The following is a 19,642-nucleotide window of genomic DNA, read 5'->3' as shown; positions in this document are numbered from 1 at the left end:
CCACCATGACCGACACCCTCCAGATCCGACCCGAAGCGGCCGCCGCGCCCAAGCCGGCCATACCGCTCCCGACCGCCGCGGCTCGCGCGGTCACCGCGGCGGGCGCCGTGCTCACCGCCGCCTCCGCCTTCCTGTCCTGGACCTACAGCTCGCAGTTCCCCGGGGACCTGACCCTCAGCGGTTACCCCGGCGGACTGCAGTGGATCACGTTCACCGGCGGGCTGCTCACCCTGGTCTACCTCCTCGTGGGCTACGGCACCCCGGGGCTGCGCGGCCTCGCCCCCGGCGGCGCCGAGGGGACCACGGTGATCCTCGCCGTCGGCGCGGCCGCCAGCACCTGGTTCACCCTGATCGCCATCAGCGTCGAGCTCGGCGGCCTGGCCAACCTCACCACCGGCGGCTGGGTCGCCGGCATCGCCTCGCTGCTCGCCGTCGTCGGCGCGCTCGGACTGCCCCGCGACGGGCAGCACCCGCAGGGCCACCGCCTCGGTGCGCTGCTCTACCCGGGCAAGCGCCCCGAGCTGGCTCCTGCCAAGCGGCTGGCCCCCGCCTTCGAGGTGGGCATCGTCCTGCTGACCCTGGCCGCGGCCCTCGGCGTCTTCGCCTACGGCGTCGACACCTCCTACGCCGAGCTGTTCGCCGGGTTCCTGATCCTCGCCGGCTTCGCCGCCTGGGCCCTGAACCGGTCCGGCGACTTCGCCCGGCTCGGCGAGATCATGCAGCGTCACCGCGTCCTCGCCACCGTCGGCGCCTTCGTCGCGGCGGGGCTCTTCCCGTTCACCCAGACGAGCTCCAACGCGGAGGCCAACGCCAACCTCGGCGTCAGCATCCTGATCTTCGCGGCCACCGCCCTCGGCCTGAACATCGTCGTCGGCCTCGCCGGCCTGCTGGACCTCGGCTACGTCGCCTTCCTCGGCGTCGGCGCGTACACCGCGGCCCTGGTCTCCGGCGCCGCCGGCACCGCGTTCAACGTCCAGTTCCCGTTCTGGGCCGCCGCGCTGCTCGGCGCCGTCGTCTCCGGGATCTTCGGCGTCCTGCTCGGCGCGCCGACCCTGCGGGTGCGCGGCGACTACCTGGCCATCGTGACCCTCGGCTTCGGTGAGATCTTCCGCATCGTCGTGCAGAACCTCGACGGGACCTCCGGTCCGAACGTCACCAACGGCGCCATCGGCATCAGCAACGTCCCCGACCTGAACATCTTCGGGTTCGACTTCGGCTCGGCCCACAGCTTCGGACCGTTCGACATCGGCCGCTTCGCCAACTACTTCGAGCTGATGCTGATCTTCACCGCGATCATCGTGCTGGTGTTCGCCCGCTCCGCCAACTCCCGGATCGGACGCGCCTGGGTCGCCATCCGCGAGGACGAGACCGCGGCCACCGCGATGGGCATCAACGGCTTCCGCTTCAAGCTGCTGGCCTTCGCCCTCGGCGCCACCCTGGCCGGCCTGGCCGGCACCGTCTTCGTCCACGTCAACTACAGCATCGTGCCGGACACCTTCCAGTTCGCCGGGCCCACCCCGCCGAACTCGGCCTTCCTGCTGGCCGCGGTCGTCATCGGCGGCATGGGCACGGTCTCCGGGCCGTTGGTCGGCGCCTCGCTGTTCTTCCTGCTGCAGGCCAAGCTCTCGTTCCTGCACGACTACCAGCTGCTGCTCTTCGGCATCACCCTGATCCTCTTCATGCGTTTCCGTCCCGAGGGCATCATCCCCAACCGCCGCCGCCAGCTGGAGTTCCACGAATCCCAGACCGAGGACGGCCAGGAAGGGCCCACCCCCGAACTCCGCACCGCAGAGGCGTGAACGCGATGACCGACACCACCACCGCCACCGTCGACAACGCACCCGCTCCGGGCACCCCGCTGCTCCAGGCGAGCAACGTCGTCATGCGCTTCGGCGGCCTCACCGCCGTCAACGACGTCTCACTGACCGTCAACACCGGCGAGATCATCGGGCTCATCGGCCCCAACGGAGCCGGCAAGACCACCTTCTTCAACTGCCTCACCGGCCTCTACGTCCCCACCGAGGGGACCGTCACGTACAAGGGAGCGACGCTCCCGCCCAAGCCGCACAAGGTGACGCAGGCGGGGATGGCCCGCACCTTCCAGAACATCCGTCTCTTCCACAACATGACGGTGCTGGAGAACGTCCTCGTCGGCCGGCACACCCGCACCAAGGAAGGCCTCATCTCGGCCATCCTGCGCGGCCCCGGCTACCGTCGCGAAGAAGCCGACTCCAGGGCCAAGGCGATGGAGTACCTCGACTTCGTCGGCCTCGCGAACAAGGCGGGCACCCTGGCCCGCAACCTCCCCTACGGCGAGCAGCGCAAGCTGGAGGTCGCCCGCGCCCTCGCCAGCGAGCCCGGCCTGCTGCTGCTCGACGAGCCCACGGCCGGGATGAACCCGCAGGAGACCCGGGCCACCGAGGAACTGGTCTTCGCCGTCCGCGACCGCGGCATCGCCGTCCTGGTCATCGAGCACGACATGCGCTTCATCTTCAACCTGTGCGACCGCGTGGCCGTCCTGGTCCAGGGCCAGAAGCTCGTGGAGGGCGACGCCGCGACCGTCCAGGGCGACGAGCGCGTCGTCGCCGCCTACCTCGGCACGCCCTACGAGGGCAACGCCGACAGCACCACCCCGGAGGAGAACCAGTGACCGCGCTTCTCGAGGTCCAGGACCTCCGCGTCGCCTACGGCAAGATCGAGGCCGTCAAGGGGATCTCCTTCAGCATCGAGGAAGGACAGGTGGTCACGCTCATCGGCACCAACGGCGCCGGCAAGACCACCACGCTGCGGACCATATCCGGGCTGCACCAGCCCACGGCGGGCACCATCCTCTTCAAGGGCGAGCGGATCGACGGCAAGCCCGCCCACGAGATCGTCAAGATGGGCCTGGCCCACTCCCCCGAGGGCCGCCGCATCTTCGCGCGGATGACCATCGAGGAGAACCTGCTGCTCGGCGCGTTCCTGCGCCGGGACACCCCGGGCATCCAGGCCGACGTCGAGCGGGCGTACGAGCTCTTCCCGATCCTCGGCGAGCGCCGCAAGCAGGCCGCGGGCACGCTGTCCGGCGGTGAGCAGCAGATGCTCGCGATGGGCCGCGCGCTGATGTCGCAGCCGAAGCTGCTGATGCTGGACGAGCCCAGCATGGGCCTGTCCCCGATCATGATGCAGAAGATCATGTCGACCATCACCGAGCTGCGCGCGCAGGGCATGACCATCCTGCTGGTCGAGCAGAACGCCCAGGCCGCACTGTCGCTGGCGGACCAGGGGCACGTGATGGAGGTCGGGCGGATCTCGCTGTCCGGTACCGGCGCGGACCTGCTGCACGACGAGTCCGTCCGCAAGGCGTACCTCGGCGAGGACTGAGACACGGAAGAGGGGTGCGAGGCCGTCGGCCTCGCACCCCTCTTCTTTTTGTCTTCTTCTGTCCCCTACTTCTTGGCGTCCTGCGCGGCGCCTTCCTCGATGACGGCCTCGGCGACGGCCTTCATGGTCATCCGCCGGTCCATCGAGGTCTTCTGGATCCAGCGGAACGCGGCCGGCTCGGTCAGCCCGAACTTGGTCTGCAGCACGCTCTTGGCCCGGTCGACCAGCTTGCGGGTCTCCAGACGCAGGTTGAGGTCCTCGACCTCCAGCTCCAGCGCGCGCATCTCGCTGTAGCGGGAGACGGCCATCTCGATGGCGGGGACCAGGTCGCCCTTGTTGAACGGCTTGACGATATAGGCCATCGCCCCGGCGTCGCGGGCCCGCTCCACCAGCTCGCGCTGGGAGAAGGCGGTCAGCATCAGCGTCGGCGCGATGTGGGCCTGGTGGATCTGCTCGGCGGCCGAGAGGCCGTCCAGGACGGGCATCTTCACGTCCAGGATCACCAGGTCGGGCTTCAGCTCCTCGGCGAGCCGGACGGCCGTCTCACCGTCGCCGGCCTCGCCGACCACGGTGTAGCCCTCCTCCTCAAGCATCTCCTTGAGGTCGAGGCGGATCAGTGCCTCGTCCTCGGCGATGACGACACGGGTGGTCGTCGGCGGGACGTGCGGGTCCTGCGCGTCGGCGGCGGTCACGATGCTCCTCGTAGCTCCGGGGCGTACGGCGCAAGCCTACCTAGCTGCATCGCAGTGGGCGCACACGGTATGGTGCTCATGCACACGACCGGCCGGGTTGGTGGAACGGCATACACGGATGTCTCAAACACATCTGCCGAAAGGCTTGCGGGTTCGAATCCCGCACCCGGCACCCCACGAGGGCCCGCTTCGGCGGGCCTTTTTCATGCCGTCTCACGATGTGGACGGGAGCGGTCGGCTCGGCGTGACACGGCGCAAGGGACGCAGTGCCAGCCCGCCCCTTACGTCCTCAGGCGCCCAACTCTGCATAGATCCAGCGGCCTCCCAGGCGGCCTCCAACGAATCTCAAGGCGTGGGCCCCGTATCCATCAGATTCTTAGGGCAACCCGCGTAGATCACTGAATATTCTGCGCCGTTACGAGCCAGGCTCAAATCTTCCTCAGCGACTTGAGCATTCTCTGAGCTGCGAATACACAGCATCCGAAGGCATCTATTCAGTAACGGCGTCTATGCATGGGATAAATGTCGCCCTTACGGTTGGGCAACTCTCAAGCAACTGCTCCCCACCCTCCGAGAGGCTTGCATGAGCACCAGTACCCAACTGCCCTCATCCCCCGCCAAGGGCAGGACCCTGCGCCGCGAGATCGGCCTGATCGGTCTGATGTGGGCATCCGTCGGTTCGATCATCGGATCCGGATGGCTCTACGGCGCGAAGAACGCCGTCATGATGGCCGGTCCGGCCGCTGTGATCTCCTGGCTGATCGGCGCGGTCGCCATCGTGCTGCTCGCCCTGGTGCACGCCGAGCTCGGTGGCATGTTCCCGGTCGCCGGCGGTACCGCGCGCTACCCGCACTACACCTTCGGCGGCCTCGCCGGCATGTCGTTCGGTTGGTTCTCCTGGCTGCAGGCCGCCACCGTGGCGCCGATCGAGGTCGAGGCGATGATCGGCTACGCCGGTCACTGGTCCTGGGCCACCGGGTTCCAGAACGCCGACGGAACGCTGACGACCTCGGGCTTCGTCGTCGCGGTGATCCTCATGGCCGTCTTCGTGGCCGTGAACTTCCTGGGCGTCAAGGTACTGGCGCACACCAACAGCGCGGCGACCTGGTGGAAGATCTTCATCCCGCTGGTGACGATCTTCGTGGTGGCGCTGACGCACTTCCACGGCAGCAACTTCACCTCGCACGGCTTCATGCCGTTCGGTGGCAAGGGCATCCTGGCCGCGATCAGCACCTCCGGCATCATCTTCGCCCTGCTCGGCTTCGAGCAGGCGATCCAGCTCGCCGGTGAGAGCAAGAACCCGAAGAAGGACATCCCCCGCGCCGTCCTCGGCTCGGTCGCCATCGGCGCCGCGATCTACGTCCTGCTGCAGGTCGCCTACATCGGCGCGCTCCCCGGCGCCTCCTTCGCCAAGGGCTGGGCGAGCCTGGCCTACCAGGGCATCTCCGGCCCGTGGGCGGGTCTGGCCTCGCTGGTCGGCCTCGGCTGGCTGGCCTGGTTCCTCTACCTGGACGCGGTGGTCTCCCCGGCCGGTACCGGCCTGATCTACACCACCTCGACCTCCCGCATCTCCTTCGGTCTGAGCCGCAACGGCTACGCGCCGAAGCTGTTCGAGAAGACCGAGCGCCAGGGTGTCCCGTGGTTCGGCCTGATCATCTCCTTCGTGGTCGGCGTCATCTGCTTCCTGCCCTTCCCGAGCTGGCAGGCGCTGGTCTCCTTCATCACCTCCGCCTCGGTGCTGATGTACGCGGGCGCTCCCCTCGCCTACGGCGCGCTGCGCAAGCAGCTGCCGGCGCGTGAGCGTCCCTACCGCCTGCCGTTCGGCCAGGTCATCTCGCCGCTGTCGTTCGTCATCGCGACCCTGATCATCTACTGGTCCGGCTGGAGCACCCTGTGGCGCCTCGGCCTCGCGATCCTGCTCGGCTACGTGCTGATGGGCTCCTACGCCGCGTACGCCTCCGCCACCGGCAAGCCCTACGCGCCGAAGATGGACTGGAAGTCGGCGCAGTGGCTGCCGGTCTACCTGGTCGGCATCGGCCTCGTCTCCTGGCAGGGCCAGTTCGGCGGCACCGGCAACATCCCGCTGTGGGTGGACATCGCCATCGTCGCCGTCTTCGCCCTGGGCGTGTACTACTGGGCGATCGCAACCTCGCTCAAGGCCGCCGAGATCGAGCGCAACATCGAGGACGTCGAGGTCGTGGACGAGGGTGGGCACTGACCTCCCTCGGATGACATGACCGAGCCCGGTCGGAGCAACGTCGCTCCGGCCGGGCTCTTCTTGTGCGTGCGTTACGGCCGGGTCGGCAGCGGCAGGTCGTCCTGGCCGACGTGGTGGACCCGGACCAGGTTGGTGGACCCGGCCAGCCCCGGAGGGGAGCCGGCGGTGATCACGACGATGTCGCCCACATCGCACCGGCCGATGGCCAGCAGCGCCGCGTCCACCTGGTCGATCATCTCGTCCGTGGTGCCGACGAACGGGCCGAGGAAGGTCTCCACACCCCAGGTCAGCGCCAACTGGCTGCGCACGGCCGGTTCGTAGGTGAAGGCCAGAACCGGGATCGGCGAGCGATAGCGGGACAGCCGCCGCGCGGTGTCGCCGGACTGGGTGAACGCGACCAGGTACTTGGCGTGCAGGAAGTCGCCGATCTCCGCGGCCGCGCGGGCGACCGCGCCGCCCTGGGTGCGCGGCTTGCTGGTGGCGCTCAGCGGCGGCAGCCCGGCCGCGAGGATGTCCTCCTCGGCGGCGCAGACGATGCGGGACATGGTCCTGACCGTCTCCACCGGGAACTTGCCGACGCTGGTCTCGCCGGAGAGCATCACCGCGTCCGCGCCGTCGAGGACGGCGTTGGCGACGTCGGACGCCTCGGCGCGGGTCGGCCGCGAGGCGTTGATCATCGAGTCCAGCATCTGCGTGGCCACGATGACCGGTTTGGCGTTGCGGCGGCAGAGCTTGATGGCGCGCTTCTGGACCAGCGGCACCTGCTCCAGCGGCATCTCGACGCCCAGGTCCCCGCGGGCAACCATGACGGCGTCGAAGGCGTCGACGATCTCCTCGAGCTTCTCGACCGCCTGGGGCTTCTCCACCTTGGCGATGACCGGGACGAAGCGCCCCTCCTCGCTCATGATGCGGTGGACGTCCTTGATGTCGTCCGCGCTGCGGACGAAGGAGAGGGCGACCAGGTCGGCGCCGATGCGAAGGCCCCAGCGCAGGTCGGCGACGTCCTTGTCGCTCAGCGCGGGAACGGAGACGGCCACACCCGGGAGGTTGAGGCCCTTGTGGTCGGAGACCATGCCGCCCTCGACGACGGCGCAGTGCACGTCCTGCCCCTCGACGGCAGTGACTTCGAGCGTCACCCGGCCGTCGTCGACGAGGATGCGCTCACCGGGGGTGACGTCGTGGCACAGGCCCTTGTAGGTGGTGCCGCAGCGGTTTCGGTCGCCCTCGACGTCGGCGGTGGTGATGGTGAAGGAGTCCCCGCGCTCCAGGAGCACGGGCCCCTCGGCGAAGGTGTCCAGGCGGATCTTGGGGCCCTGCAGGTCGACCAGGATGCCGACGCTGCGGCCGGTCTCGTCCGCGGCCTTGCGGACTCGGCGGTAACGGTCCTCGTGCTCGGCGTAGCTGCCGTGGCTGAGGTTGAAGCGGGCCACGTCCATACCGGCTTCCACGAGCGCTTTGATCTGCTCGAAGCTGTCGGAGGCGGGGCCTAGCGTACAGACGATTTTTGCTCGGCGCATAAAACGAGCCTAGTTCCTACCCTCTGGTAGCTTCGTGGCGCTGGCGGTCCGTCAGATGTCTTTTGTCCGACGGAGCGTTGAAGATTCCGAAACGTACACGCGCCGAACGCGCGGATGAACCGCGGGGGAACACTTCCTTGACGTACACCCCTCCCCCTGTCGAACGCCCGTCGCCGCTGCCTAGGCTTCCGCGAGTGGAACGGGTACGACGAACGACGGCACTGGCTGCCGCCGCGGCTGTGGCGCTGACCGGCGCGGCTGTCTGGCAGCTTTCGGGGGGCGCGGGGGCCGCGCCGAGCGCGGGGGGCACGTCCGGGCAGCAGGCGGACGGCTACTCCGGACTGCCGCACACCTTGGTCCAGGTCTCCCCCGGCGGCTGCGGCGCGGGCTGGAGCAGCGGGCACACGACAACCGGGCTCCAGGTCTTCGACATTTCCAACTCCGGGATCGCGCCCGCCGACGTGCAGCTCGTCGAGCCCGCTTCGGGCGCGGTGGTCGGCGAGGTCGAGGGGCTGGCACCGAACCGCTCCCGGCCGCTGCTGGTCCGCCTGGCGGCCGGCTCCTACGCCTTCCGCTGTCTGCAGCAGGACGTCGACGCCGCGACCGGCCCCACCGTCAAGGTCACCGGCGCCGGCACCGGCGCGGGTCAGGGCACCCCGGCCGTCGTGCCGGTCACCCAGCAGGACCTGATCCCGGCCGCGCTCGCCTACCAGCACTGGGTCGCGGGGCAACTGCCCGGTCTGGTGACCGACGTGGACGCGCTGCACAGCGCCGTCGCCTCCGGCGACCTCGCCGGGGCCAAGCAGCGCTGGCTCACCGCGCACCTCGCCTACGAGCGCCTCGGCGCCGCGTACGGGGCCTTCGGCGACGTCGACGACGAGATCAACGGTCCGCGCAGCCACGACACCGGCTTCCACGGCGTCGAGTACGGGCTGTGGCACCAGGGCTCGACCACCGGCCTGGAACCGGTCGCCGCCAAGCTCCTCTCCGACGTGCGGGGGCTGGAGGCTGCCTGGCCGAAGGTCCAGCTGGACCCGGCCGTGCTGGGCGTGCGCGCGCACGAGATCGTCGAGAACGCCATCGAGTTCGAGCTCAGCGGGCGCACCGACTACGGCAGCGACTCCAACCTGGCCACCGTCGGCGCCAACCTGGACGGCACCACGGAGGTGCTGACCCTGCTGCGTCCGCTGCTGATCTCGCGCGTCCCGATGCCGCGGATCGACGCGGCGATGGCGGCGGCCCGCGCCCAGCTGACCGCGGCCGGGAACACCCCGCTGGGCAGTCTGACGCAGCCGCAGCGCGAGAAGCTGAACGCCGTCTTCGGCGACCTGGTCGAGCAGCTCGCACCGGTGGCGTCGGTGCTGGAAGTACGGAGGACGCAGTAGTGGCGCGGGACGCAGTCGGGAAGAACGTGGCACGGCGGTCCGTGCTGGCGGGCGCTCTGGCCACCGGTGCCGCGGCGGCGTTGACGGGGGCGTCGGCGGCGCGGGCGAGCACGCCGTCGCCGGCGGCTCCGCGCGGTTTCCACGGCGCGCACCAGGCCGGCGTGCTCACCCCGAAGCGCAGGGTCGCGGCGTTCGTCTCCTTCGACGTGACCGCCGGCGACCGCGCCGGGCTCGCGGACCTCTTCGGCGCGCTGACCGACCGGGTGCGGACGCTCACCGCGGGGGGCGTGCCCGAGCCGCTCGGGATCAGTGCGCCGCCCGCCGACTCCGGCGTGCTCGGCCCGGTGCCGCCCGGCGGCCTGCTGACCGCTCTCGTGGCGGTCGGCGCCTCCCTCTTCGACGAGCGCTTCGGCCTCGCCGCGCAGAGGCCCGTCAGGCTCGGCACCATGCCGGCCTTCCCCGACGACGACCTCGACCCGTCGGTCTGCCACGGCGACCTGCTGCTCCAGCTGGAGGCCGACGACACCGACGTGATCGCCAACGCCCTGCGTGACATCGCCCGGCACACCCGGGGCGCGATGCAGGTGCGGTGGCGCATCGACGGCTTCGCCTCGCCGCCGCGTCCGGTCGGCACGCCGCGCAACCTGATGGGCTTCCGCGACGGCACCGCCAACCCCGACACGACGGACACCCGCCTGATGGACCAGCTGCTGTGGGTCGACGCGGGACAGGGCGAGCCGGCCTGGGCCACGGACGGCTCCTACCTCGCCGTCCGGCTCATCCGGATGCTGGTGGAGTTCTGGGACCGCGTCGGCATCACCGAGCAGGAGCGGATGTTCGGGCGCCGCAAGGACTCCGGCGCCCCGCTGGACGGTCAGACCGAGACGGACACGCCCGACTTCGGCGCCGACCCGACCGGCGACGTCATCCCGATGGACTCGCACATGCGGCTCGCCAACCCGCGCACCGCGCAGACCGCCGAGCAGCGGCTGCTGCGCCGCGGGTTCAACTACGACCGCGGCACCGACGCCGACGGCAACCTCGACATGGGTCTGGTCTTCTGCGCCTTCCAGCAGGATCTGGAGCGTCAGTTCGTCACGGTGCAGAAGCGTCTGGCCGGAGAACCCCTCGTCGACTACATCCGACCGTTCGGCGGCGGGTACTTCTTCGTCCTGCCGGGTGTTCGGGATGCGAACGACCGTTATGCTCGGGGCCTGCTCGGGTGATCTACGCGCGCAGAGACCAGGCTTCGTGTGGCGTTTACGGACACGTCACCTGAGCGGTCCCAGCGCGTCGGCCGTCACGCGAAGGATGCGGACGCACAGTTGATGAGCGTTCAGCTTGAGGAACGTGCAGTTACCGGAGGGGATGCGGCATGAGCGGCAACACGGATAGAGCGAAGGGCGTGCGCCGGGGACGGCGCTTCGCGGCGCTCGCAGGCGCGGCAGCACTGACGGTCGCCGCGGGCACCGCGCCGGCCTGGGCGGCCTCTGCGGACCACGGCAGCCACGGCCACGGCAAGGTGCACACCACCACGCCGATCAAGCACCTCGTGGTGATCTTCCAGGAGAACGTCTCCTTCGACCACTACTTCGGCACCTACCCGAAGGCCACCAACACCGACGGCACCCCGTTCACCGCGGCCAAGAACACGCCGAAGAAGGTGAACAACCTGGTCAACTCGGGTCTGCTGACCAGCAACCCGAACCTCTACGCGCCGCAGCGCCTCTCCGGCCAGCAGGCCCTGACCTGCGACCAGAACCACAACTACACGCCGGAGCAGTACGCCGCGGACGGCGGCAAGATGGACAAGTTCGTCCAGAACACCTCCAAGGACACCTGCTCCGGCGGCCTGTACGGCGCGCCCGGCCTGGCCATGGACTACTACGACGGCAACACCGTCACCGGTCTGTGGAACTACGCCCAGCACTACACGCTGAGCGACAACTCCTTCTCGGACGTCTACGGCCCGTCCACCGTCGGCGCGCTCGGCCTGGTCTCCGGCCAGACCCACGGCGTCATCTCGGTCACCGGCAACGGCAGCACCACCAACCCGACGCAGACCACCACGCCGGACTCCTACACGGTGCACTCGCCCAACGCCCAGGGCGTCGGCACCGTCACCGCCGACCCGGACCCGGCCTACGACGACTGCGCCAACAACAACCACGCCTCCAACAACGCGCTGGCCGAGATGCAGGGCACCAACGTCGGTGACCTGCTCAACACCAAGCACGTCACCTGGGGCTGGTTCCAGGGCGGCTTCCGCCCGACCACGGCGTACAACGGCACCAGCGGCTACGCGGTCTGCGGCGCCTCGCACACCAACATCGGCGGCGCCTCGGTCGCGGACTACAGCGCGCACCACAACCCGTTCGAGTACTACAAGTCGACCTCCAACCCGCACCACCTGCCGCCGGCGAGCGAGGCGGAGATCGGCAACGCCGGTCAGGCCAACCACGAGTACGACCTGACCGACTTCGACTCGGCGCTGGCCAAGGGCAACCTCCCGGCCGTCAGCTTCCTCAAGGCGGGCGAGTACCAGGACGGCCACGCGGCCTACTCCGACCCGATCGACGAGCAGAACTTCCTGGTCAAGGAGATCAACGCGCTGGAGTCCTCCCCGGAGTGGTCCTCCACCGCGGTCGTCGTCGCCTACGACGACTCCGACGGCTGGTACGACCACGTCTACCACGCGCCGACCAACGGCTCGACGGACTCCACGGTCTCCGGCACCGTCACCACCGACTCCCCGGCCTGCCAGGCCGGCCCGGCCGCCAAGAAGGGCTACGCCGACCGCTGCGGCGTCGGCCCGCGTCAGCCGCTGCTGGTGATCTCGCCCTACGCGCGAACCAACAACATCTCGCACACCTTCACCCAGCAGGCCTCGATCACCCGCTTCATCGAGGACAACTGGAAGCTGGGCCGCATCGGCGACGGCTCCTTCGACGCCACCGCCGGCAGCCTGAACTCGGACTTCGACTTCTCCTGCCCGAACAACGTCCGAGTGCTGCTCAACACCAACGGCTCGGTCGCCTCGGTGACGCGGATCAAGCACCACGACAACAGCGACACCCCCGAGGCCATCCAGGCCTCCCCGGCCGCGGCCTCGGCCACGTCCGACAACGGCTCGACGATGCTCTCCATCAGCCTGGGCGCGGCCGCCATCGCCGCCCTCGGGACCGGCTGGACGGTCTCCCGCCGGGCGCGCCGCAAGGCCACCGTGTAACAAGGCCCCCGTCCAACGCTGCCCGAGTGCACCAAGGGCCGGATCCGCGTCGCGGGTCCGGCCCTCCTCGCGTTCCCTGGAACCGGTCAGCGGGGACGTGCGTCGCAGGGGTATGCGACCTGTTCGTGCTCTTGCCGTTCCTGTCCTGGCGCTCGCCGGTGCCCTGCTCACCGCTGCCCTCACCGGTTGCGCGAGCGCGAGTCCTCCGGGCGTGTCCGTCCAGGCGTCACCGAGCCCGTCGGGGCCGGGCTTCCAGACGCGCGCGAGCGAGCTGGCGTCCCGCTGGCTCGGTTCGCCCCTGCAGCAGGCGTGGGAGTCCGGCTACGTGCCGCTCCAGGACACCACGCACGAGCCTGCGGGTGTCTTCCACTCGGGGGCGGACAAGGCCGCCTACGAGGCCGGACAGTTCCATGTGACCGTCCCCCTGCCGTACGGACCGGCCACGCAGACCGTGCGCTTCGACCACGGCACCACCCGCACCCTGCCGGCTCTCGGCGCCGACAAGGCGCTGCACACCGAGAGCCTCGGGCACTGCCCGACCGCGAGCTGTCCGGCCTGGCTCACGGTCACGGGCATCCGCGCCACCACCGAGCGCGTGCGGACCAGCCAGGGCGAGGCGACCGTGCCCGCCTGGGCCTTCCAGATCAAGGGCTACCAGGGCGAGTTCGTGTTCGCGGCGGTCAGGCCCGAGGCGTCCCTGGGTTCGGCCCCCGGCCAGGAGCCCACGCCGCCCCCGACGCTGCCCGGCTACCAGGGCGCCTCCTTGATCTCGGTCTCCGCCGACGGCCGCACCCTCACCCTCGGCGCGGCCACCGGCTGCGGCAAGCTGCCGCCGACCGGCCTGGTCTACGAGACCAAGGACGTCGTGGTGGTCGGCGCGACCGACAAGCCCGCACCAACGTCGCCGGGCACCGTCTGCGCAGCCGACGAGCGCCTGGTCCGGCTCCAGGTGCACCTCGGCGACGTCCTGGACGGCCGCACGGTGCTCGATGTCGCGAACGGGCAGCCGGAGGCGGCCATGGGGTAGGCCCCGCCGGAGACGAACAACGGCACCAGCCCCCCGAACTTGGTCGGGGACAGGGGGCGGGTGCCGCTTTCTTGGTTCGCCGCGTGCGATCCGGCGCCGTTGCAGGCCACGCGGACGTACTTGCTCGTCAGACCGTCAGCGGGCGGTCCGTCGGGCGGATCGGGGAGGGCAGCGTGGAGGCGCGGCCCGAGAGGTAGGAGTCGACCGCCTTGGCCGCGGAGCGGCCTTCGGCGATGGCCCAGACGATCAGCGACTGGCCGCGGCCGGCGTCACCGGCCACGTAGACGCCATCGACGTTGGTGGCGAATCGACTGTCGCGGGCGACGTTGCCTCGCGCGTCAAGGTCCACACCGAGCTGCTCGACCAGGCCGTTCTTCACGTCGGTGCCCGTGAAGCCCATGGCCAGGGTGACCAGCTGGGCCGGAATGGCCCGCTCGGTGCCGGGGACCGGCTCGAAGCGGCCCTCGGTGAACACTACCTCAACCAGGTGGAGCTGCTGGACGTTGCCCACTGCCTGTCCCTCTTCGGGGGCGGACCCGCTGAAGTGGGTGGTGTTGACGGAGTAGATCCGCTCACCGCCCTCCTCGTGGGCCGAGGTGACCTTGAAGACCATCGGCATGGTCGGCCAGGGCTGGCCGGTCGGACGGTCGTCGCCCGGACGCGGCATGATCTCCAGCTGGGTCACGGACGCCGCGCCCTGACGGTGCGCGGTGCCGACGCAGTCGGCGCCGGTGTCGCCGCCGCCGATGACCACGACGTGCTTGCCCGCGGCGCTGATCGGCGAGTCGACGTAGTCGCCCTCCTGCACCTTGTTGGCCAGCGGCAGGTACTCCATGGCCTGGTGGATGCCGTGCAGCTCGCGGCCCGGCACGTTCAGGTCGCGGGCCGTGGTCGCGCCGGCGGCGATGACCACCGCGTCGAAGCGCTCGCGCAGCTGACGGCCGGTGATGTCGACGCCCACCTCGACGCCGGTGCGGAACCGGGTGCCCTCCGCGCGCATCTGCTCGACGCGGCGGTTGACGTGGCGCTTCTCCATCTTGAACTCGGGGATGCCGTAGCGCAGCAGGCCGCCGACGCGGTCGGCGCGCTCGTACACCACCACGGTGTGCCCGGCGCGGGTCAGCTGCTGGGCGGCGGCCAGGCCCGAGGGGCCGGAGCCGATGACCGCGACGGTCTTGCCCGAGAGGCGGTCCGGGGCCTGCGGCGTGACGCCGCCGTTGTCCCAGGCCTTGTCGATGATGGTGACCTCGACGTTCTTGATGGTCACCGGGTCCTGGTTGATGCCGAGGACGCACGCCGACTCGCACGGGGCCGGGCAGAGGCGACCGGTGAACTCCGGGAAGTTGTTGGTCGCGTGCAGGCGCTCGCTGGCGCCCTTCCAGTCGTCGCGCCAGGCCAGGTCGTTCCACTCGGGGATGAGGTTCCCGAGCGGGCAGCCGTTGTGGCAGAACGGGATGCCGCAGTCCATGCAGCGGCCGGCCTGCTTGCTGATGATGGGCAGCAGCGACCGCTCGACGTAGACCTCGTTCCAGTCGCGGACGCGGTCGGCGACCGGACGGCGCTCGGCGAGCTGCTTGGGCGTGGTGAGGAAGCCCTTCGGGTCAGCCATTAGCCGCCTCCATCATCTTCCGGGTGGTGTCGGACTCGGAGAGCCCGTCTCGCTCGGCGGCGTCCTTGGCGGCGAGCACAGCCTTGTAGTCGGTGGGCATGATCTTGGAGAAGCGGGAGACGCCGCTCCCCCAGTCCGCGAGCAGCTCGGCCGCGACCGTGGAGCCGGTCTCCTCGTAGTGCTGCTGGACGGTCTCGCGCAGCCATTCGCGGTCGCCCGCGTCGGGCGCCTCGATGCCGACCATGCCGCCGTTGACGTTGGCGGGACGCAGGTCGAGGACGTAGCTGATGCCGCCGGACATGCCGGCCGCGAGGTTGCGGCCCGTCTCGCCGAGGATGACGACGCGGCCGCCTGTCATGTACTCCATGCCGTGGTCGCCCACCCCCTCGACGACCAGGGTGGCGCCGGAGTTGCGGACGGCGAAGCGCTCACCGGCCTTGCCGCGCAGGTGGATCCGGCCCGCGGTGGCGCCGTAGCCGACGGTGTTGCCGGCGATCACGTGGCTCTGCGCGTCGGCGCCGATGGCGGAGGCGTCGCGGGACGGGCGGACGATCACGACACCGCCGGAGAGGCCCTTGCCGACGTAGTCGTTGGCGTCGCCCTCGAGGCGGATGGTGATGCCGCGCGGCACGAAGGCGCCCAGCGACTGACCGGCCGAGCCAGTCAGGGTGACGTCGACGGTGCCCTCCGGCAGGCCCTCGCCGCGGTAACGCCTGGTCACCTCGTAGCCGAGCATGGTGCCGACGGTGCGGTTGACGTTGCGGACCGGCAGCGCGATCTTGACGGCGTTGCCGCGCTCCAGGGCGTCCTCGGCCAGCTCGATGAGCTGGTTGTCGAGCGCCTTGTCCAGACCGTGGTCCTGCTGGGTGGTCTGGTGCAGGGCGGAGCCCGTGTCGGGGACGTGCAGCAGCGGGGCGATGTCCAGGCCGCTGGCCTTCCAGTGGTCGACGGCGTCGGTCGCGTCGATGAACTCGGCGTGGCCGACGGCCTCCTCGATCGAGCGGAAGCCCAGCTCGGCGAGGATCTCGCGGACCTCCTCGGCGATGAACTCGAAGAAGTTCACCACGAACTCCGGCTTGCCGGAGAAGCGCTCGCGCAGCACCGGGTTCTGCGTGGCGACGCCGACCGGGCAGGTGTCCAGGTGGCAGACGCGCATCATGATGCAGCCGGAGACCACCAGCGGGGCGGTCGCGAAGCCGAACTCCTCGGCGCCGAGCAGCGCGGCGATCACCACGTCGCGGCCGGTCTTCAGCTGGCCGTCGGTCTGCACGACGATGCGGTCGCGCAGGCCGTTGAGCAGCAGCGTCTGCTGGGTCTCGGCGAGGCCGAGCTCCCAGGGGCCACCGGCGTGCTTGAGGGAGGTGAGCGGGCTCGCGCCGGTTCCGCCGTCGTGGCCGGAGACCAGCACCACGTCCGCGTGGGCCTTGCTGACGCCCGCCGCGACCGTGCCGACGCCGACCTCGGAGACCAGCTTCACGTGGATGCGGGCGACCGGGTTGGCGTTCTTCAGGTCGTGGATGAGCTGGGCGAGGTCCTCGATGGAGTAGATGTCGTGGTGCGGCGGCGGAGAGATCAGGCCGACGCCCGGGGTCGAGTGCCGGGTCTTGGCCACCCACGGGTAGACCTTGTGGCCGGGCAGCTGGCCGCCCTCGCCGGGCTTGGCGCCCTGCGCCATCTTGATCTGGATGTCGTCCGCGTTGACCAGGTACTCGGAGGTCACGCCGAAGCGGCCGGAGGCGACCTGCTTGATCGCGGAACGGCGGGCCGGGTCGTAGAGGCGGTCCGGGTCCTCGCCGCCCTCACCGGTGTTGGACTTGCCGCCCAGCTGGTTCATCGCGACGGCGAGCGTCTCGTGCGCCTCCAGCGAGATGGACCCGTAGGACATCGCGCCGGTGGAGAAGCGCTTGACGATCTCGCTGACCGGCTCGACCTCCTCGATCGGGATCGGCCCGCGGTCCTCGCCCGGCTTGAACTTGAAGAGGCCGCGCAGCGTCATCAGACGCTCCGACTGCTCGTTCACGCGCGAGGTGTACTGCTTGAAGATGTCGTAGCGCTTGGTGCGGGTCGCGTGCTGGAGCCGGAAGACGGTGTCCGGGTCGAACAGGTGCGGCTCGCCCTCGCGGCGCCACTGGTACTCGCCGCCGATCTCCAGGCGGCGGTGCGCCGGGGAGATGCCGGAGGCCGGGTAGGCCTGGGCGTGGCGGGCGGCGGTCTCCTTGGCGATCTCCTCCAGGGTGATGCCGCCGAGCTTGGTGGTCGTGCCGGCGAAGTAGGCGTCGACCAGCTCCTGGCCGAGGCCGATGGCCTCGAAGACCTGGGCGCCGCGGTAGGAGGCGACGGTGGAGATGCCCATCTTGGACATCACCTTCAGCACGCCCTTGCCCAGCGCCTTGATCAGGTTGCGGATCGCCTTCTCCGGCTCGATGCCGGTGATGAAGGTGCCCTGCGCGACCAGGTCCTCGACGGACTCCATGGCCAGGTAGGGGTTGACCGCGCCGGCGCCGTAACCGATCAGCAGCGCGACGTGGTGCACCTCGCGCACGTCTCCGGCCTCGACGATCAGGCCGACGTGGGTGCGCTGCTTGGTGCGGATCAGGTGGTGGTGGATCGCGGAGGTGAGCAGCAGCGAGGGGATCGGCGCGTGCTCGGCGTCGGAGTGGCGGTCGGAGAGCACGACCAGGCGGGCGCCGTCGGCGATCGCCGCGTCGGCCTCGGCCGCTATCTCCGTCAGGCGGGCGGCCAGGGCCGCGCCGCCGCCGGAGACCTTGTACAGGCCGGAGAGCGTGACCGCCTTCAGGCCCGGCAGGTCGCCGTCCGCGTTGATGTGGATCAGCTTGGCCAGCTCGTCGTTGTCGATGACCGGGAAGGGCACGACGACGGAACGGCAGGAGGCGGCCTCGGCGTGCAGCAGGTTGCCCTCGGGGCCCAGGTTGGAGCCGAGCGAGGTGACGAGCTCCTCGCGGATGGCGTCCAGCGGCGGGTTGGTGACCTGCGCGAACAGCTGCGTGAAGTAGTCGAAGAGCAGCCGGGGCTTGGAGCTCAGCGCGGCGATGGGCGAGTCGGTGCCCATCGAGCCGAGCGCCTCGGCGCCGCTCTTGGCCATCGGCGCGAGCAGGACCCGCAGCTCCTCCTCGGTGTAGCCGAAGGTCTGCTGGCGGCGCGTCACCGACGCGTGGGTGTGCGCGATGTGCTCGCGCTCGGGCAGCGCGTCCAGCTTGATCGAGCCGGCGTGCAGCCATTCCGCGTAGGGGTTCTCGGCGGCCAGCGCGGACTTGATCTCCTCGTCGTCGACGATGCGGCCCTCGGCGGTGTCCACCAGGAACATCCGGCCCGGCTGCAGGCGGCCCTTGCGGGCGACCTGGTCCTGCGGGATGTCGAGGACGCCGACCTCGGAGGCGAGCACGACGAGGCCGTCGACGGTGACCCAGTAGCGGGCCGGGCGCAGCCCGTTGCGGTCGAGCACGGCGCCGATCTTGGTGCCGTCGGTGAAGGTGACGCAGGCCGGGCCGTCCCAGGGCTCGATCAGGTTCGAGTGGAACTGGTAGAAGGCGCGGCGGGCCGGGTCCATGGTGGCGTGGTTCTCCCACGCCTCCGGGATCATCATCAGCACCGCGTGCGGCAGCGAACGGCCGCCGAGGTGGAGCAGCTCCAGCACCTCGTCGAAGGAGGCGGTGTCGGAGTGGTCCGGGGTGCAGATCGGGAAGATCCGGTTGAGGTCGCCCGGGATGAGGTCGGTCGCCAGCTGCGACTCGCGGGCCGTCATCCAGTTGCGGTTGCCCTTGACGGTGTTGATCTCACCGTTGTGGGCGACGAAGCGGTACGGGTGCGCCAGCGGCCAACTCGGGAAGGTGTTGGTGCTGAAGCGGCTGTGCACGAGGCAGAGCGCGGAGGCGAAGGACCGGTCCGAGAGGTCCGGGAAGAACGGCTCCAGCTGCCCGGTGGTGAGCATGCCCTTGTAGACGATCGTGCGCGAGGACAGCGAGGGGAAGTAGATCCCGCTCTCCCGCTCGGCGCGCTTGCGCACGACGAAGGCGATCCGGTCGAGCTCCAGGCCGGTCTTGTGCGCTTCGGCGTCGGTGACGAAGAGCTGACGGAAACGCGGCATGACCGAGCGCGCGGTGGCGCCCAGCAGGTCGGGCGTGACCGGGACGTCGCGCCAGCCGAGGACCTTCAGGCCCTCCTCGGCGGCGATCGTCTCGATGGACGAGACGGCGGCGGCGTCGGCCGCGTCGTCGTCCGGCAGGAACGCGATGCCCACGGCGTAGCGGCCCTGCTCGGGCAGCTCGAAGCCGGCCTCGGCGGCCTTGGCCGCCAGGAAGGCGTGCGGGATCTGAGTCAGAATGCCGGCACCGTCACCCGAGTCCGGTTCGGAGCCGGTGGCTCCGCGGTGCTCGAGGTTGCGCAGAACGGTGAGCGCCTGCTCGATGATGCGGTGCTCAGCGACACCGCTGAGCGAGGCGACGAAGCCGACGCCGCAGGCGTCGTGCTCGTTGCTGGGGTCGTACAGGCCCTGCTTGGCGGGGCGTGCGTCCGCCAGGGCGGCATAAGGCCGCGGGGCGGGGTACGCAGACGCAGGCAGCATTGGCTCTCCCGTCGTCGTGA

At 70.2% G+C, this 19,642-nt stretch carries 12 protein-coding genes and 1 tRNA gene; 9 read left to right on the top strand and 4 right to left on the bottom strand.

Going from position 1 to position 19,642, the window contains the following annotated elements:
- Positions 1–5: 5 nt before the first annotated feature.
- From TR49_RS21000 to TR49_RS20990, 3 genes are read left to right on the top strand one after another with little or no spacing between them, the layout of a single operon-like run.
- Positions 6–1,799, top strand: a complete 1,794-nt coding sequence (locus TR49_RS21000; RefSeq protein ID WP_042383737.1) for a branched-chain amino acid ABC transporter permease — start codon at positions 6–8, stop codon at positions 1,797–1,799.
- A gap of 5 nt (positions 1,800–1,804) precedes the next feature.
- Positions 1,805–2,650 carry an ABC transporter ATP-binding protein gene (locus TR49_RS20995; RefSeq protein WP_042383822.1) on the top strand — a complete coding sequence of 282 codons (846 nt, stop codon included), beginning with the start codon at positions 1,805–1,807 and terminating at the stop codon, positions 2,648–2,650.
- Positions 2,647–3,363: an ABC transporter ATP-binding protein gene (locus TR49_RS20990; protein WP_042383736.1), complete on the top strand. Its 717-nt coding sequence runs from the start codon at positions 2,647–2,649 to the stop codon at positions 3,361–3,363. The genes TR49_RS20995 and TR49_RS20990 overlap by 4 nt, the downstream gene beginning before the upstream one ends.
- Before the next feature lie 65 nt (positions 3,364–3,428).
- Here TR49_RS20990 and TR49_RS20985 read toward each other — a convergent pair whose 3' ends face one another.
- Positions 3,429–4,055 carry an ANTAR domain-containing response regulator gene (locus tag TR49_RS20985; protein WP_042383735.1) on the bottom strand — a complete coding sequence of 209 codons (627 nt, stop codon included), beginning with the start codon at positions 4,053–4,055 and terminating at the stop codon, positions 3,429–3,431.
- Positions 4,056–4,146: 91 nt separating this feature from the next.
- Between TR49_RS20985 and TR49_RS20980 the strand changes: the two genes are divergently transcribed.
- Together TR49_RS20980 and TR49_RS20975 are read left to right on the top strand one after the other, a co-directional pair.
- Positions 4,147–4,227: transfer RNA gene (locus tag TR49_RS20980), tRNA-Leu, on the top strand.
- 411 nt (positions 4,228–4,638) lie between these two features.
- On the top strand, positions 4,639–6,273 hold the full coding sequence (locus TR49_RS20975) for an APC family permease (RefSeq protein WP_042383734.1): 1,635 nt from the start codon (positions 4,639–4,641) through the stop codon (positions 6,271–6,273).
- A gap of 71 nt (positions 6,274–6,344) precedes the next feature.
- Here the strand turns inward: TR49_RS20975 and pyk are convergent, their stop codons facing one another.
- Complete coding sequence (gene pyk / locus TR49_RS20970) at positions 6,345–7,790, bottom strand: pyruvate kinase (RefSeq protein WP_042383733.1); 1,446 nt, start codon at positions 7,788–7,790, stop codon at positions 6,345–6,347.
- 194 nt (positions 7,791–7,984) lie between these two features.
- Here pyk and TR49_RS20965 point away from each other — a divergent pair, with 194 nt between their 5' ends.
- The 4 genes from TR49_RS20965 (at position 7,985) to TR49_RS20950 (ending at position 13,431) form a co-directional block, all read left to right on the top strand.
- Positions 7,985–9,175 (top strand): EfeM/EfeO family lipoprotein, encoded by a 1,191-nt coding sequence (locus tag TR49_RS20965; protein WP_160311623.1) that lies wholly within the window; start codon positions 7,985–7,987, stop codon positions 9,173–9,175.
- Entirely contained in the window at positions 9,175–10,401 is a 1,227-nt protein-coding gene (gene efeB, locus TR49_RS20960; RefSeq protein WP_052434478.1) for an iron uptake transporter deferrochelatase/peroxidase subunit, read from the top strand. Before TR49_RS20965 ends, efeB begins: the two co-directional genes overlap by 1 nt.
- Positions 10,402–10,550: 149 nt before the next feature.
- Entirely contained in the window at positions 10,551–12,404 is a 1,854-nt protein-coding gene (locus tag TR49_RS20955; RefSeq protein ID WP_042383732.1) for a phospholipase C, read from the top strand.
- Positions 12,405–12,615: 211 nt separating this feature from the next.
- Positions 12,616–13,431, top strand: coding sequence for a hypothetical protein (locus tag TR49_RS20950; RefSeq protein WP_042383731.1), 816 nt, complete (start codon positions 12,616–12,618; stop codon positions 13,429–13,431).
- Between the two features lie 127 nt (positions 13,432–13,558).
- Here TR49_RS20950 and TR49_RS20945 read toward each other — a convergent pair whose 3' ends face one another.
- Both TR49_RS20945 and gltB read right to left on the bottom strand, forming a co-directional pair.
- A complete protein-coding gene (locus TR49_RS20945; RefSeq protein ID WP_042383730.1) occupies positions 13,559–15,040 on the bottom strand; it encodes a glutamate synthase subunit beta in 1,482 nt (493 codons plus the stop codon).
- Positions 15,033–19,547 (bottom strand): glutamate synthase large subunit, encoded by a 4,515-nt coding sequence (gene gltB / locus TR49_RS20940; RefSeq protein WP_042383818.1) that lies wholly within the window; start codon positions 19,545–19,547, stop codon positions 15,033–15,035. The genes TR49_RS20945 and gltB overlap by 8 nt, the downstream gene beginning before the upstream one ends.
- Positions 19,548–19,642: the final 95 nt, after the last annotated feature.

It is taken from the genome of Streptacidiphilus melanogenes, assembly GCF_000787835.1.
GTDB lineage: Bacteria > Actinomycetota > Actinomycetes > Streptomycetales > Streptomycetaceae > Streptacidiphilus > Streptacidiphilus melanogenes.
This window is presented reverse-complemented; position numbering and strand designations above follow the sequence as displayed.